Origin of the sequence: Pediococcus parvulus, assembly GCF_964063155.1 — a bacterium.
Taxonomy (GTDB): domain Bacteria; phylum Bacillota; class Bacilli; order Lactobacillales; family Lactobacillaceae; genus Pediococcus; species Pediococcus parvulus.
The window spans coordinates 354,020-369,719 of record NZ_OZ061292.1 but is presented as its reverse complement, the minus strand read 5'-3'; the positions used below and the strand labels follow the sequence as shown (position 1 = coordinate 369,719).

Annotated in this window: 13 protein-coding genes; 4 read left to right on the top strand and 9 right to left on the bottom strand. The window is 38.9% G+C overall.

The window, feature by feature from the left end:
* Window positions 1–160 precede the first annotated feature (160 nt).
* Window positions 161–892, top strand: coding sequence for a C40 family peptidase (locus AB3217_RS01785; protein ID WP_260290034.1), 732 nt, complete (start codon window positions 161–163; stop codon window positions 890–892).
* Window positions 893–1,027: 135 nt separating this feature from the next.
* Complete coding sequence (locus AB3217_RS01780) at window positions 1,028–1,351, top strand: DUF4870 domain-containing protein (RefSeq protein WP_068807063.1); 324 nt, start codon at window positions 1,028–1,030, stop codon at window positions 1,349–1,351.
* 1,341 nt (window positions 1,352–2,692) lie between these two features.
* Here AB3217_RS01780 and AB3217_RS01775 read toward each other — a convergent pair.
* The 7 genes from AB3217_RS01775 to AB3217_RS01745 all read right to left on the bottom strand — a co-directional run bounded on the left by AB3217_RS01775 (window position 2,693) and on the right by AB3217_RS01745 (window position 10,567).
* Window positions 2,693–4,204: a MucBP domain-containing protein gene (locus AB3217_RS01775; RefSeq protein WP_068807066.1), complete on the bottom strand. Its 1,512-nt coding sequence runs from the start codon at window positions 4,202–4,204 to the stop codon at window positions 2,693–2,695.
* Between the two features lie 338 nt (window positions 4,205–4,542).
* Window positions 4,543–5,544 (bottom strand): ribose-phosphate diphosphokinase, encoded by a 1,002-nt coding sequence (locus tag AB3217_RS01770; RefSeq protein WP_068807069.1) that lies wholly within the window; start codon window positions 5,542–5,544, stop codon window positions 4,543–4,545.
* A gap of 141 nt (window positions 5,545–5,685) precedes the next feature.
* Window positions 5,686–7,101: a bifunctional UDP-N-acetylglucosamine diphosphorylase/glucosamine-1-phosphate N-acetyltransferase GlmU gene (glmU, locus tag AB3217_RS01765; protein ID WP_057784911.1), complete on the bottom strand. Its 1,416-nt coding sequence runs from the start codon at window positions 7,099–7,101 to the stop codon at window positions 5,686–5,688.
* Window positions 7,102–7,141: 40 nt separating this feature from the next.
* A complete protein-coding gene (gene purR / locus AB3217_RS01760; protein WP_147206791.1) occupies window positions 7,142–7,960 on the bottom strand; it encodes a pur operon repressor in 819 nt (272 codons plus the stop codon).
* A gap of 330 nt (window positions 7,961–8,290) precedes the next feature.
* Complete coding sequence (locus AB3217_RS01755) at window positions 8,291–9,085, bottom strand: metal ABC transporter permease (RefSeq protein ID WP_068807074.1); 795 nt, start codon at window positions 9,083–9,085, stop codon at window positions 8,291–8,293.
* Window positions 9,078–9,773 carry a metal ABC transporter ATP-binding protein gene (locus AB3217_RS01750; protein WP_057784914.1) on the bottom strand — a complete coding sequence of 232 codons (696 nt, stop codon included), beginning with the start codon at window positions 9,771–9,773 and terminating at the stop codon, window positions 9,078–9,080. Before AB3217_RS01750 ends, AB3217_RS01755 begins: the two co-directional genes overlap by 8 nt.
* A complete protein-coding gene (locus tag AB3217_RS01745; protein ID WP_367365591.1) occupies window positions 9,770–10,567 on the bottom strand; it encodes a metal ABC transporter solute-binding protein, Zn/Mn family in 798 nt (265 codons plus the stop codon). Before AB3217_RS01745 ends, AB3217_RS01750 begins: the two co-directional genes overlap by 4 nt.
* 336 nt (window positions 10,568–10,903) lie before the next feature.
* Between AB3217_RS01745 and eis the strand changes: the two genes are divergently transcribed.
* Entirely contained in the window at window positions 10,904–12,082 is a 1,179-nt protein-coding gene (gene eis / locus AB3217_RS01740; RefSeq protein WP_057784915.1) for an enhanced intracellular survival protein Eis, read from the top strand.
* Between the two features lie 126 nt (window positions 12,083–12,208).
* On the opposite strand, the gene AB3217_RS01735 is transcribed toward eis, so the two are convergent.
* On the bottom strand, window positions 12,209–12,427 hold the full coding sequence (locus AB3217_RS01735; protein WP_229923090.1) for an immunity protein: 219 nt from the start codon (window positions 12,425–12,427) through the stop codon (window positions 12,209–12,211).
* A gap of 52 nt (window positions 12,428–12,479) precedes the next feature.
* Entirely contained in the window at window positions 12,480–13,238 is a 759-nt protein-coding gene (locus tag AB3217_RS01730; protein ID WP_367365590.1) for a CPBP family intramembrane glutamic endopeptidase, read from the bottom strand.
* Between the two features lie 140 nt (window positions 13,239–13,378).
* Here AB3217_RS01730 and AB3217_RS01725 point away from each other — a divergent pair, with 140 nt between their 5' ends.
* Window positions 13,379–15,646, top strand: a complete 2,268-nt coding sequence (locus tag AB3217_RS01725) for an ATP-binding cassette domain-containing protein (protein WP_367365589.1) — start codon at window positions 13,379–13,381, stop codon at window positions 15,644–15,646.
* Window positions 15,647–15,700: the final 54 nt, after the last annotated feature.

The window sequence follows — 15,700 nt, the reverse complement described above, 5'->3', positions numbered from 1 at the left end:
TGAATTTTTTTGCAACATAATTTAAAATTTTATCAAATATTACAAAAATCTTTGACTTATTGAGGTCACTTTAATTGCATTGACACTATTAAGTTACTTCCCTGTAATATAAATTAAGTATCATGAACGTTATACAATTCGCACGGGGGTAATGTCTAATATGAAATACATAGTAAGAATATTCGCAATTCTAAGCATTTTCATCGGAATCACTGCCGTTCATGCAACTCAAGCAAACGCGGCTACAACATTTCGTGTAGTTTCTACTAAAAACGTCACGGTCAAATCTTATGTTCGTACCAGCGCTAAGGGTTCTCTTTACAATTTGAATGGTAAACTACCTTATGTTAGTTTTAAAACCGCTCATCAATTAAAAAACTATCCAAGAACTACTTTCCGAGTTACGAAGTCGCGTATTATTCTTAGAAACGGCGTAAAAACACAATACTATTACGCCATCAGTACTAATGGCAAGGCAGCTGGCTGGGTATGGCATGGTTATTTGAAGCTCAAACCTGGTACCGCAACTTATGCCAAGATTTATAGTCAAGCTCGTAAACAATTAGGAAAACGTTACGTTTACGGAGCAGTTGGTCCTAAATATTTTGACTGTTCCGGCTTATCAAAGTACGTTTACAAGAAAGCCATCAATAAGACCCTTCCAAGAACAGCTCAGTCACAATACAATAAATACAAAAAGGCTTCAACGAGTTCTCGTAAGAAAGGCGATCTCGTCTTCTTTGGAGGAAGTAAGAGAAGCATCTCTCATGTAGGTATCTATGTTGGTAACGGTAAAATGATTGATGCTCAAAATCGCGGTGTCATCACTGAAAAAGTTGCTTCACCATGGTGGCATTGTGTTGGATATTGTCGACCTGCAACATTAAGCTAAACTTTAATAATGGATATAGTAGTACTTAGGTGCTACTATTTTTTTGTGGATTTATTCCAGTATTCATATTTGTATACCTCACATGAAAAGTCCTGTACAATGTAATTATCATAAACGACTAGGAGGTTATTTCTAATGACAACTGAAAACAAAGTACTAAGTTCCCTTTCCTATTTGAGCATTTTATTTTTGCCAGTTTTGTTTCCATTAATTGTTTGGATCCTCACTAGTGATCGCCCACAAACTCGTCATTATGCAGCCAATGCGCTACTCGTTCATCTGTTCCCTGCTATTTTTCTATTTGCAATTTTAATCATTGCAGGCATTCAGGGAGCAATTTCAAATGACCCCACTTCGGTTGGCTGGCTTCTCATGATTTTATTGGGCATATTTGCCATTGTATCAATTGGATTTTTCATTTACAGCATCTATAAAGGAATTAAAATTCTTGTAAATTAACTGAATAAACTGTCACTAAAGCCGGTGTGTTAATCTTTAACTCCCCTGGCTTTTTAATTTTCAAAAAAAGTTGTTTTAAATGTTGCAAGCGGTTACATGATGTGCTAATATAATAAGTGAGGAAAGGGAATGAAAGATTTCCGATTAACTCAAACTTCTCAAAGCGCTTTAGGTCAGTCGATAGTTGCCGATGGTGATCTAACGTAGAAGCGCAACTTGGAACTATGTGGTGAAGGCTTATCAATCATGGACATCGTGTAAAGGTTTTGCTTGTTGAAAAACATGTGAGCAGTTTACAGTCAGATTGATTATGTACGTTAGCTCAAAAGTTTTGATGTGCAACTCAGGAGAGTATGATAATGATACCTTGAGTTATGAGCATCGGTTTCCAAGGTTTTGATGTTGAAGAACATTGTGAGCGGATAAAGTAGTTAGTACTTGGCTCAAAAGCCTAGATGTGCGATTGATAGGTGCGTAGTTTTCTGGTAACGAAGCAACTAAATATGATAAAGATTTTGGTTAATATGTAATTAGACTTCGGTTTAAGCAGGTGTTGCCAATGACAAGAGTAAACGTAAGTTAGAGATAACTTACAGGTTCCGATTATTCAAAGAATTACAGTAGTTAGTAAGTAACAAGTATCTAGTACGTTTGCGGAGGTATTTAGGATAGTAAAACTAATTTCTTCCAAAACCGTCTTTAATCACCGTTAGCCTGTATTTTGTGTATGTATCACGTGGGATTCAAACTTACGCTGATCACAATTAGCAGATTTTGATAACAACGATCACAGGTAGGTCAGGTTCACGACGGTAGAACAATTGAACAATGAAGGTGTAAAGTTATTAACAAATTTGATATTGAAGATGTTAATCGCGAAACCCTTTCCTCGTAGGTAGACTTTAAGCTTTGAGAAGAACTTAAAGTCTACTTTTTTGTGTAGTGAGTGAAGAAAAAGTGAGCGGAACAAGGCGTCTAGACTCATAGTTATAAGTGAGATGGAGGCGGGATCGCAATCCCGCAGGAATCTTGCTTATAGCTATGAGTCTGCCTTGTGGAGCTGTCCTAAAATAGTGAGCGGATTGTGGCATTTTGCCTAATCGAGATAAACGTGCCGGTCGAGCGATCGTGATCGCGCGGTTAGGCATGATTATCTCGATTGGGCTGCCACAAGGAGCTGTCCTAAAAAGTGAGCGGATTGCAGTGTCCTTAGTTACCCCTAATCCAAAACAAACACCCCACAAAAAAACAGGCCCCACCCTCAAAAAGAGCGTAACCTATTTCATGAAATCCAAACATCAATCGTCAACATTTGAATACATAATATTTCCAAAACTAAATTTAATATTTTCTTTTTCTAACGACTCCAAACAAAGCTAAAGTAGCCATGACAAGCAATCCAATAATGCCAACATTTCTACCAGCAACAGTATTTGCCTCATTGGTTTGTGGTAATTCTTTATTAGCCGAAACAGAATTCTTTTTCGTAGAACCAGAAGCGGATTGACCATTCACTGAAGGATTAGAATTAACTACCTTACCACTGTCATTTTGACCTAAACCGTTTCCTTGATTGTTATGTTGGTTTTGACCAGAGTTTGATCCTCCGTTGCCATTTGAACCACCATTATCACCGGGGTTTCCTGGAGTTCCTGGATTGCCACCATTGTCAGCCTTCACAACTACCACACCTGTTCCAGATACGGAAAGTCCTGTAACTGGATCAGTATAAGTGAAGGTATAGGTCCCACGATTGCCAGCAATATTCGTGTCGAAATTGCTTGGGCCCTTGATAACTAAGCTACCGTTTGCAATTGCTTCTGCATAACTTAAAGTTGTGCCTGTAGAAGAAACAATCGAATTGAAAAGATTTTCCGGTTTAAAACTAGATCCCTTTTCAATCGTAATCTGTGGCTTAATATTAATGGTTGGTTTTACAGCATCATACTTATAAGTCAACTTGATACTATAGTCTTTACCAACCCCATTTTCAGATACAGTCGTTTTATCAATATACGTTAAAACTGTTTGCCAATCAGATGCCGTCCACTCACTTGGATCTTTGGTTACCCCTGCAGCAGATGCAAAATCAGTCAAACTACCAGTATGTGTACCATCCTCGTTAGTCAAGGTATAACTACTATTAGTGTAGTTCACTTGATAACCTGAAATAGTTTTCGGTGCGGCAAAGCTATAGTTTTCACCCGCTTTAAGTTCTGTAGTATCTGCATTGGCAATTGCCTTGCCTGTTGTATCTTGATATTCAGTTGTTTGATTAAACGTTCCTTGAGGCACTACAGAATCATACTTATAAGTTATGGTAATACTATAATTTTTCCCAACACTATTCACTTTTATTGTATTCAGAAAAGCGATTACTTTTTTCCAATCAGAAGTCGTCCAGTTACTTGGATCACCAACTACTCCGGCGGCAGATGCAAAATCGGTGAGCTTTCCAGTATTCGTGCCATCTTCGTTGATTAAAGTATAACTACTTTTAGCATAGTTCACTTGGTACCCCTTAATTTCTTTAGGCACACTAAAACTGTAATTGTCTCCCGTTTTAAGACTTGTGCTAATTGAATCAGCAATCCTTTCGCCATTTATGTCTTGATACTCCGTCGTCTGATTAAACGCATTTTGGGATGCTTCTCGAGTTGAGTTTTTTTCATTTTTACTTACTTGTGTCGCGTTTGATGAACTTACATTATTTTGAGAAGACACTGCTACATTAGTTGTCTCCGCATTTACTTGATTGGGTGTCACACCCATCCCTAAAATTCCTGCTGAAAACAGTAGCGTCCCCGCGAGTAAAGCATATTTCCGATTTTGTTTCACTTTATTATTGGTCATTTTGCTCTCCTTTCAAACATCATTTACATCATCATTCTCCATCTGCATTCTAACATCTTACCGGTAATATTGACAGCACTTACATTGTATTATTTACTATTAAGAATTTTCAATAGAATAATCAAGAAAACCCGCTTTAAATGCATACATTTGTCGGTATTTGTCCGCTATATCTTTATTCTTTAGTTATTCAAAATCATACAATTATTGTGTTCCTCTTGTGGGCTCAAAATTCGCTTAAATCCCTTAAATTTTAGGCAAAAAAATCCAGGAAGAAATTAGATTCATTTCTTTCCGGATTTAATGTTAACTTTATTTCAACCAAACAAAGTTACTGTCTAATTGTATTTTTGATCTCTTTCCGCTTCTTCTTTGCTGAAACGGTTGTTGAATAATGGACTAACTGGTTTGTTTTCGTGAATTAAACGAATAGCTTCACCAATTAATGGACCAACAGAGATTTGAGTAATTTTTGAAATTTTCTTTTCTTCTGGTAAATTAATCGAATCAGTCACAATCAATTGCTTGATTGGTGAATTAGCAATTCTTTGAATAGCTGGACCTGATAAAACAGGATGTGTACAACTTGCGTAAACCTCAGTTGCACCAGCGTCCATTAAGGCTTGTGCGCCAAGGGTGATGGTTCCAGCAGTATCGATCATGTCATCAATCATGATACAACGTTTGCCCTTCACTTCACCAATAATGTTCATGACTTCCGCAACATTTGCACGAGGCCGCCGTTTGTCAATGATCGCAATTGGAGCCTTCAAGAACTCAGCCAACTTACGAGCTCTGGTCACACCACCATGATCTGGTGAAACCACAACGGAATCTTTATCCAAATGATGTTCAATAAAGTAGTCAGCCAACAATGGTGCGCCCATCAAGTGATCCATTGGAATGTCAAAGAATCCTTGAATTTGAGCGGCATGCAAATCAAGCGCAATAATACGTGTTGCACCAGCTTTTTCAATCATATCTGCTACTAACTTAGCAGTAATTGGTTCACGTGAACGCGCCTTACGATCCTGACGTGCATAGCCATAATATGGAATAACCACATTAATAGTTTGAGCACTTGCTCGTCTTAGTGCATCGATCATAATAAGAAGTTCCATCAAATTATCATTTACAGGTGCCGAAGTGGACTGAATAATGTACACTTGATCCCCACGAATACTTTCTTCAATGTTAATTCTAATTTCACCATCGCTAAAACGATCAACAGACGTCTTACCTAGCTTAACACCAACTGCTTCAGCAATTTTTTCTGCTAAAGGCTTGTTTGAATTCAAAGCAAAGATCTTCAGCTTTGGATCAGAATATTGTCCAGACATGAAATCCTCCAATAACGATTTTTAAGAATCTGTTTGATTACCACTATATATAATAATTCATTTGAGCCACCAAAAGCAAGCGTATTTCCCGCACAAACAAGAAATACTTCAACTTGTCTTCGAAACTTAACACCAGTCCCTTTAATCCTTATTTTCAGCCTGTTTTGCTTCTTCTTGTTTTATTGCATCATAAACCGGCAACTTCTTGAAATATCCTGGTTTTGTCGTTTGCCGAGAACGCGCAATTCCCATGTCATACTTCGCCAAATCATCTGTGATTGTTGAACCGGCAGCCACATACGAATAGTCAGCCATTTTAACTGGGGCAATAATATTTGAATTGCTCCCGATAAATGCATGGTCACCAATAACCGAGGTGTGTTTATTAATGCCATCATAATTCACAAAGACCACGCCACAACCAATATTGATGTCAGTTCCCAAAACGGCGTTTCCGACATAAGTCAAATGACCCACTTTAGTCCGAGCACCCAGTTTGGCTTTTTTAATTTCGCAGAAGTTTCCAATGTGCACACCTTCACCAATTTCAGCTTCCGGACGCAAATGACTGTTAGGTCCAATATCGCTGTCATCATGCATAATAGATTCTTCGATTGTAGAAGAAGTGACATGTACACGATCACCAATCTTAGAAGATACAATCTTGGAATTTGCACCAATGACACAGTCAGAACCAATGACCGTTTTTCCAGATATCGAAACGCCTGGTTCTACAATCGTATCGGATCCAATTTTGACATCCACATCAATGTAAGTATTGTCAGGATCAATTAACGTGACCCCATTAGCCATATGCTGATCATTAATGCGTTCTTGCATGATTTTAGTGGCATTTGCCAAGGCCTTACGATCATTCACACCCATGGATTCGGAAAAGTCTTTCATCTCATAAGCGGCCACAATTTCGCCTTGGGACTTCATAATTTCAATAACGTCTGGCAAATAGTATTCACCTTGTGCGTTATTATTTTTCACTTGATGTAACGCAGCAAACAACTTTTTGTTGTCAAAACAGTAAACACCAGTATTGATTTCGTGAATTGCAGCTTCTTCCCGAGTGGCATCTTTTTCTTCCACAATTTTAGAAACAACCCCCACATTGTTGCGCACAATTCGACCATAAGAAAATGGATTGTCAGCATCAGCGGTCAAAATGGTCGCTGCAGCCCCTTTTTCTTTATGATATTCAAACAAATCTTCAAAAGTACTAGCACGAAAAAGTGGCGTGTCACCACTGACAACCATGGTCATCCCATCTTTATCGCCCAAAATAGATTCCGCCTGCAAAACAGCATGACCAGTTCCTAATTGTTGTTCTTGATAGGCATATTCAGTTCGTTTGCCAAGTTCATCTTCGACCCGTTCAGCACCGTGACCAACCACTGTGACGACCTGATCCATGTTTGTCTTTTCAACTTGGGTCAACACGTGATCTACCATTGATTTCCCACAAACGCGATGTAAAACCTTGTATAACTTCGACTTCATCCGGGTTCCTTGACCGGCTGCTAGAATAACTGTGTATTTACCACTCATTTGAATTTCTCCTTGCTTTTTTAATAAAAATTCTTTTGATTTAATCAAAAACTTTTGCTAAATAATTACCGGGTTGAATTTGAATTTCGGCGCGACTCGCATCCACATTCAACAATGAAGTGACGTCATCGATCATCCGTTGTCCATTGAAATTACCTTGGGCAAAAACGGTTGTGCCAATTAACTCAGCTTCAAATTCAGTGATCAGCGCCTGCATCCCTTTGAGCGTGCCGCCACCTTTCATATAATCATCCACAACTAAAACTCGTGTTCCGGCTTTCAAACTCCGTTTAGAGAGTTCCATTTTCTTAATCTGAGCTGAAGATCCGGAAACATAGTTCACACTGATTGTGGAACCCTCTGTAATTTTAGAATCATGGCGTACAATAATAAAGGGCACACCTAAATAATCCGCGACACTCTGGGCAATTGGAATTCCTTTCGTTTCTACGGTCATAATGGCATCCACTTTTTTCTGTGCGTATTCATTTGCGATTAACCGACCAACTTTTTTCAAAACCACTGGATCGCTTAATAAGTCAGACATATACAAATAGCCACCTGGTAAAATCCGATCAGCTGTAGAAAGCTGTTGAATTAAATCATCAATGATCGTTTTTGCTTCATTTTTTTGAATTGTTGGAATAAACAAAGCCCCGCCTGCCGCACCGGGGATTGTTTCTAAAATTCCAGTTCCCCGATTTGAAAAGGTCCGTTTAATAATTGCCATGTCTTCGCTAATAGAAGATTTAGCAGAATCGTAACGTTCGGCAAAAAACCGAAGTGTTACTAACGTGTGGGGCCGCTCTAAAAAGTATCTAGTCATATCAATCAAACGATCACTTCTTCGGACACTCACCGCTATCAACTCCATTCTATTTATTAAGTTACTTTACCTTCGATCATAGCATAAACGTTCGTGTTTTGCTCAAAAAACGGAAAAGTTTTATCATCTTTTTGATTTCTTTCTCTAGAGTAATCGCATCGTGTTCATATTTTTCGTAAAATATCACTCAACTAAAAAATTGATCGTAGCGAGTCATGAAAATGGACTCAGTAGTGAAATTACTGTTGGTGCTTTAGCACTTACAGTAAGGTCAATATTCAAGCCAACAGTTGGCTTGAATTTGTGCCCACTACGCTCCAGTCCATTTTTTTTAGACTCGCTACGATCAATTTTTAATTTTATTTATCCATTTTTAATTCGATTCCAAGTCAAAGCACCAAAGTAGATCACACACTCGATCATCGCGATGAAGAAACTGACTGGCCAATTGGTAACATAGCCTAAATACAAGCCTAGCCAAACGCCTAACAACGCAGCCCCAATTGAAAACACCATCATGCCACTCACTGTCCTCGTGAAATACTTTGCACTCGAAGCCGGTAACGTTAAAAGCACGAAAATCAGTAGTGAACCCACAATCTGTGCGGCAACACTCACACTCAACGCTAAAATTACCAAAAAGATAATTGAGATTGCCTGCGTATTCACTCCTTTAACTTGAGCACCCACGTGATCAAATGAATCAAACCGCAAGTCTCGATACACGATAAATATAATCACCAGTACGGCAATCGACAACCACAAAATCTGGTCCACTTCCGATTGACTAATCCCAATCATGCTTCCAAACAGAATACTGGTTGCATCGCTGGCATTTTTATTTGCCAAAGACAAGAATAAAATTCCCGATCCTAAGAAAAGACTAGATATCGCACTAATCGAGGCCTCACGCCGAGAAGACTTGGAACTCATTTGGCCAATCAAGACGGAACTCACAATTGTAAAAAGTAACATACCATTTAATGGTGGCCAACTCATAAAGATTCCAAATGAAGCACCTGAAAAACCAATTTCTGACAACATGTGACTCAGAAACGACATATTTCGGCCGATAACATACACGCCAATGATACCGCTGATCACGGCAATCATGGTTCCTGCTATGTAGGCATGGCGCATAAATGCAAAACTAAGCATGTTCAGCCTCCTCTAAATCAGATTCTTTGAACTCACTAATTGGGCCACTCAGATAACTACCATGACGCATCAACAAGTAGTCATGGGCGTATTTCTGTGCTAGCTCAATATCATGGGTGATAAACAACACCGTCACACCTTGTTGCTCGTTAAATTCTTTCACCAAATCCAAAAGTTCAAACTTACGGACATTGTCCAAACTAGCTGTGGACTCATCCAAGATAAGGAGATCCGGATTGTTAATCAAGGCTTGTGCCAAATACGCTTTCTGTTTTTCCCCACCTGAAGCCTCACCAAGAGGTGTATTTTGAATGGATTCCAAATTAGTTTGTTCAATGATTTTATCTAATTTTTGCCGTTCTTTTTTGGACAACCACGGCATATGACTATCATGCAAATTCAGGCCAATAAAATCCCGAATAGATAATGGATACTCCTCATCAATATTTCGAAACTGAGGGACATAACCAATTTTCATCCGTTTGAATACGGGACGATACTCGATTTTGCCATGTTGTGGTGTCAGTTCATGCAAAATCACCCGCACAAGTGTGGTTTTGCCCACTCCATTTTGACCAACAACACTCAAAAAATCTCCTTGATTCAATTGAGCAGAAAGATCATTCAAAACTAAGTGATCTGGAAACGACACAGTTAAGTTTTTGATATTTAAAACGGGCTCACTCATTGCAATCTTTCCTTCTTTTGGATTTTGGCCACTTGGTCATATTGCTCAGTCATCCAGTCAAGATATGTTTTGCCAGATGGCTGAGTTTCGGTAATGTTTAAAACCGGGACATGATGCTTATACGCCAGTTTGACCATGTTTTTCACAATTGGATCTGATGCTTGCGGATTATTAACGAAAAACGCAATCTTATGTTTCTTAATATCGTTTTGCATCTGGCGGATATCCTGTGTAGTTGGATCAGAACCATTTTCAACCGCCAACGCAAAATGAGAATTATTAACTTTATAGCCCAGTTTTGCCAACGCATAGTCGAAAACTGGTTCACTCACATCGACTCGACTCTTCAATCGATTCTTCTTAAGCTGGGCAATTTGTTTGTCAATTCTATTAAGTGACTTAATGTAACGAGCGGCATTTTTTTCGAATTGTTTGCGATGTTTCGGATCTTTTTTCGCAAAAACTTTAGCTAATTTTTGGGCTAACTTAGGCATGGTTTGATGGTTATACCACACATGCGGATTGTCTGTTAACTTCTTTCCCATCACAGTTCCACCAACATTAATTTTAGTAGCTCCCGATTCGGAATCCGATTCAATCAACCGTTGCATCCAACTGTCATAGCCCAAACCGTTATAGACAATGACGTCGGCTTTAGCCACTGATTTAGCCGTATTCGTAGTCGGCTCGAAATCATGCGGATCCACATTAGGTCCATTGATAATTTCGTCCACAGTCCCGTATTTGCCCACAACCGCCTTAGCCGTTTCACCACAAAAATTCAGGGAAGTCACAATATGAAGTTTATTCGATTTGTTTTTACTTGGCGCGCAGCCCCCCAGAACTAGTAAACACATTCCAGTGAGAACTGCTAGCACGTATAGCCACTTATGTTTCAATATAAATTCCCCGTTTTTTAAAAAGTAATCATTACTATTTAGCGGCTTTTTATATTATAGCAAACGTACCCGGTTTTAAGCAAGCTTGCTGAATAATCTTTATTCTTTTGAAAGTTAACTTAAGACAGTTTGAAAACTGCTAAAATTTCATTTTTAGTTTTAGCCGTAGATCTGTCTATACCACTGCCAAATATGCTAAAATTAAGGTATTAATTAACCACGGAGGTTACGATGAAATCACAATTTGTGCTTGATAATTCTTCAAAGGCTGCCTTGTATAATCTGTATCTTTACGCATTCAATAAACCTGATAGTGACTTTCGCAAAAAATTCTGGTCCACACGGTTTGACCACGGAATTCCGTATGGGATATTCGAAGATGATGAACTGGTTAGTGGCCTCTTCAGCATGCCGTTTAAAGTGAATTTTCACGGTAATCCCCTTCTCATGAATGGGATTACCGATGTGATGAGTGTCCCTGAATATTCCGGTAAAGGGGCTGCCGGGACTTTAATGAAAGCCGCCCTTCATGATATGTATAAAAATAATGTGGTCCTTTCCTACTTAGCACCTTTCTCGTTTGCTTACTATCGTAAGTTTGGCTACGAACAAGTTTTTGATCATCAATTATATCGGCTTTCTGGTGACAAACTTCCCAGGGTAAAACCCAGCCCAGTTGGTCATGTGCGCCGGACTAGTTTAAAGAATGCAATTTCTGTCATTAAAGGAGCTTATCTTGAGTCACCCCTCAGCCAGAACGGGGGTCTCATTCGTGCTGACTGGTGGTGGCAATATTTAACCGAAAAGCATCCCGAATGGCAAGTCGCATACTATCAAGATGCCCAGCAAGCTGTTACTGGCTATCTCATTTATACCCGTTCGGCAGATGAGTTCCACGTACAGGAATTTGTGCATCTTACCCCCGCTAGTTATCAGTCACTACTGAGCTTTGTATTCAAACATGGGGCTGGCTATCAAACATACACATTTGAAAATGCTAATCCAAATTACCAAGGCGACTTACTAGCTGATCCGTATGCTTTAGAAGTTAAAACGCATCCGTACATGATGGGCCGCATTGTTAACTTACAGGCATTCTTGGCGGTATATCCGTTTGAAAAATCCGATTTTAAACCCTTGAGTTTTAACATTGAAGATGAAGTGATCCAGCAAAACCAAGGGAGCTGGACCATCTCGGCTACTGATGGCAAAACGGGAATTGAGCATGATTCTGAGAAAAAAGCTGATGTGCCAACAGTGACAATTCAACAATTTACCAAGGCTACTTTTGGTTATCGCACCTTAAGCTCTCAACAAGCCTTTGGTCAATTTGAAGCTAGTCCACAGGTACTTGCTAAATTAGATCAATTATTTGTCACCCCAAAGCCTGTTTTGGCAGATTATTTCTAAAAAGAGTGGGAAAAAGGTGTTGTGACTTCTCCCTCGATTTCGACTATTAAAGTTCAGAAACAGAAAGAGACTGGGATTTTTCCCAGTCTCTTTGTTTTATAATAATGCTCGATTAATTTGACTATTTTAAAATGCTCCGAAAAGCAATGCTAATCCTAAAAGGAATATGATAATTCCAAAGAACAAGCCAAACCAAAGTCCAAACCCTATAAATACATTAGTGTTTTTCCCGGCCGTTTTTTTAAAACTTCTAAATGCCTGCCTAAAACTATAGAATTGCCATCCAGCTATTGCCAACGCTAAAATTCCACACAATCTTTCTATCAACATATCAAATGCCCCCATTAGTATTTCTTCGAGCCTTTACTCTCTAGAAATTTTTAGTTGTAAACATCCTTTATTCATAAGAAATAGATTCTTGAATACTCTGTTTTCGTTTGCCGGTAACTAAGAACAATGCTACGAGAACAAGAACAATCACCACAATCCAAGTGGCAATGCAATCGACACCATCTGGAGAAGTCATCAATAAATTGCCATTCGTATTTGAGAAAGCAAAAATATCTAAGAAGAAATGACTAACCATGGTAACTGCGATACTTTGCGTGTAAAGATACGTCGCTGAAAGGATCATCCCTCCGCCAGCTGCAAACAAAATTTGATTCAGAGTTGCGCTAAGGGATTGACCCGCGAGTAAATTTGAAGAATGCCACAGACCAAATAACAATCCATTAATCAAAACTACCCAGACATACTGATTCTTTACATGACTGAAAGCCTTCAAGCTTAAAAACAAGACTGCAAAACGAAACGCCCATTCTTCGCAGACTGTTTCTAACGCGCTTAAAACGATTTTTAGGTTAAAATGGCCTAACGAAAAATCGTAACTGGTAAAAATATTCGAAAGCTTATCGCCTGAACCAAAGCCATTCCAAACAATCAGTGCCAGTAAAACCACAATTGCAAAACTCACTACTAACCAGTTTGCCGAGCGTGATAGTCGCCAACCCGGTAGTTTGAATCCCCATAGATACATCAAAAACCCAACTGTAATAATAAACGCAAACGCATTAACAACCCCACTCATATCAATTGTTTGTAGGATTGAACCAATTTCTTTCGGTCGGGTATACCCTAGTGGCCGTTTTTGATCCATTATCAATGGCTTTTTAAATTAGGGCCTAGTACTTTTGGAATGGAGATACTTTCCAACACCAAAAATTCTAGGCCCGATTATTTTTGTTAAACGAGATTTCTATATATAATGGAATTATAAATTTACTGTTGGAGGTTTTTATGACTGATTTATTTGCAGATGGGACTATCTCTATCCATGGAGCTCAAGAAAATAACTTAAAGGATGTCAGTTTAGATATTCCTAAGCATAAAACGACTGTATTTGCTGGTCTTTCTGGGTCTGGTAAATCCTCTTTAGTTTTTGATACATTAGCCGCTGTTTCCCGACGTGAATTGAATGAAACTTTTCCTAGTTTCACCCAACAATATTTGCCTAAATACGGTCAACCTGAAGTGAACCGAATCGACAACTTACCAGTGGCAATTGTGGTTGAACAGAAGCCTATTGGTCGTAATTCTCGATCTACTCTGGCAACCTACACCGGCATCTATTCCGTCTTACGTTTGATGTTTTCTCGAATTGGACAGCCTTGGGTTGGGTATTCTGAATGGTTTTCCTTTAACCTACCTCAGGGAATGTGTCCAAAATGTCAGGGATTAGGCTTTGTTGACGACATAGATGAACGTCAATTAATTGATCCTAATAAATCACTCAATGAAGGTGCAATGACTTTTGCCGGTTTTCAACCGGGAACTTGGCGTTGGAAGGAATATGGCAACAGTGGATTATTTGATTTAGACAAAAAAATTAAAGACTACACCGATGAAGAATATGATTTATTCATGCACGCTCCGCAACAAAAATTAAAAAATCCACCGGCAAATTGGGGCCGTACGGCATTATATGAAGGACTAGTTCCACGTATGCTTCGCTCTGTTATTCATAGTGCCTCAGGTCGTCATCATGAAGCTGCCTTATCAAAGATTGTCACTCGAAAACCTTGCCCAGTATGTCATGGAACACGTCTGAACAAAAAGGCTCTAACTGGTAAAATTGCTGGCAAAAATATTGCAGAAGTCAGCGATATGGATTTAGTAAGTGTCCTAAAATTTTTGGATAATATCTCGGACCCCAAGGCTAAAACAATGGTGCGTGAACTACATAGTAAAATTCAAGCTTTGGTCGACATCGGTTTAGGTTATCTTTCCCTTGGCCGTGGAACTGATACTCTATCTGGTGGAGAAGCTCAACGAATTAAAATTGCCAAATATTTGACGAGTTCCCTATCCGATTTAGTTTACGTACTCGATGAACCAAGTGTAGGACTCCATCCTCACGATATTAAATTAATTACCCAATCCTTAAAAAAGCTCAAGGAACATGGCAATACCATTATCCTAGTTGATCACAACCCTGCCATTATTTCGACAGCAGATTATGTCGTGGAAATGGGACCACAAGCCGGCAAAAATGGTGGTCAAGTAACTTTCACTGGTACCTACGACGAACTATTACGGTCAGGTACGATTACGGGTAAAATGCTACGAGAAAAAATCACTTTCCCAAAGCCTCGTGAACCTCAATCTTGGCTAAATGTTAATCATGTAACTTCTCATAATTTAAAAGACGTATCTACCAGAATCCCTCAAGGTGTAATGACCGTGATATCTGGACCAGCAGGTTCTGGAAAAAGTACTTTAGTCCAAGCTTTCAAACAACAAGTTTCTGATCAAGACTATATTGATTTGAGTCAGGATTCTGTAGGTTTGAATATTCGTTCTACACCTGTAACTTACTTGAACATTTTAAATCCTCTACGAAAGCTTTTCAGTAAAGCCAACAATGGCGTTTCAACACAACTATTTAGTTATAACGGTAAAGGTGCTTGTCCCCGTTGCAAAGGTAAAGGTGTGATGATCACCGAGATGGCATTCATGGATCCAATCGTTCAAGAATGTGAGTTGTGTCATGGGAAACGTTATAGCCAAGAAGCACTACAATACACTTATCATGGCAAAGATATTTCTGAGGTTCTAAATCTTTCTATCAACGACACTTTAGAGTTTTTCAAAGATGTGCCAGATATCTACAAAAAGATTAGTCTACTCCACCAAGTTGGACTTGGTTATTTGAATCTTAGCCAGTCGATGACCACTTTATCTGGTGGTGAAGTGCAACGTGTTAAGTTAGCAATGGAATTGAATCATACCGGCCGAATCTATTTCTTAGATGAACCAACAACCGGATTGCACTTACAGGATACTCAACAATTGATCGATTTATTTGAAGGATTGGTTGATAAGGGCAATACATTAATTCTGATTGAACATAATCTGAAATTAATTTCACGAGCCGATTGGTTAGTCGATATGGGACCCGATGCTGGTAAATTCGGCGGTCAAGTTTGTTTTGAAGGTCATCCAAAAGATAGCCTAAACGATAAAAACTCTCGGACTGGTGCTGCATTAGCAGCTATAATTTCTTAAAAGATTCAAAAAGATCACCTCATTTAAAGTGCAACACAAAAGTTAGACAAAATT

Bases quoted from the DNA above. Each gene is read 5' to 3' on its own strand.
- AB3217_RS01750 (WP_057784914.1), bottom strand. From the start codon at position 9,773: ATGAGTGAGCCCGTTTTAAATATCAAAAACTTAACTGTGTCGTTTCCA.
- glmU (WP_057784911.1), bottom strand. From the start codon at position 7,101: ATGAGTGGTAAATACACAGTTATTCTAGCAGCCGGTCAAGGAACCCGG.
- AB3217_RS01775 (WP_068807066.1), bottom strand. From the start codon at position 4,204: ATGACCAATAATAAAGTGAAACAAAATCGGAAATATGCTTTACTCGCG.
- AB3217_RS01755 (WP_068807074.1), bottom strand. From the start codon at position 9,085: ATGCTTAGTTTTGCATTTATGCGCCATGCCTACATAGCAGGAACCATG.
- AB3217_RS01785 (WP_260290034.1), top strand. From the start codon at position 161: ATGAAATACATAGTAAGAATATTCGCAATTCTAAGCATTTTCATCGGA.
- AB3217_RS01770 (WP_068807069.1), bottom strand. From the start codon at position 5,544: ATGTCTGGACAATATTCTGATCCAAAGCTGAAGATCTTTGCTTTGAAT.
- AB3217_RS01725 (WP_367365589.1), top strand. From the start codon at position 13,379: ATGACTGATTTATTTGCAGATGGGACTATCTCTATCCATGGAGCTCAA.
- eis (WP_057784915.1), top strand. From the start codon at position 10,904: ATGAAATCACAATTTGTGCTTGATAATTCTTCAAAGGCTGCCTTGTAT.
- AB3217_RS01780 (WP_068807063.1), top strand. From the start codon at position 1,028: ATGACAACTGAAAACAAAGTACTAAGTTCCCTTTCCTATTTGAGCATT.
- AB3217_RS01730 (WP_367365590.1), bottom strand. From the start codon at position 13,238: ATGGATCAAAAACGGCCACTAGGGTATACCCGACCGAAAGAAATTGGT.
- AB3217_RS01735 (WP_229923090.1), bottom strand. From the start codon at position 12,427: ATGGGGGCATTTGATATGTTGATAGAAAGATTGTGTGGAATTTTAGCG.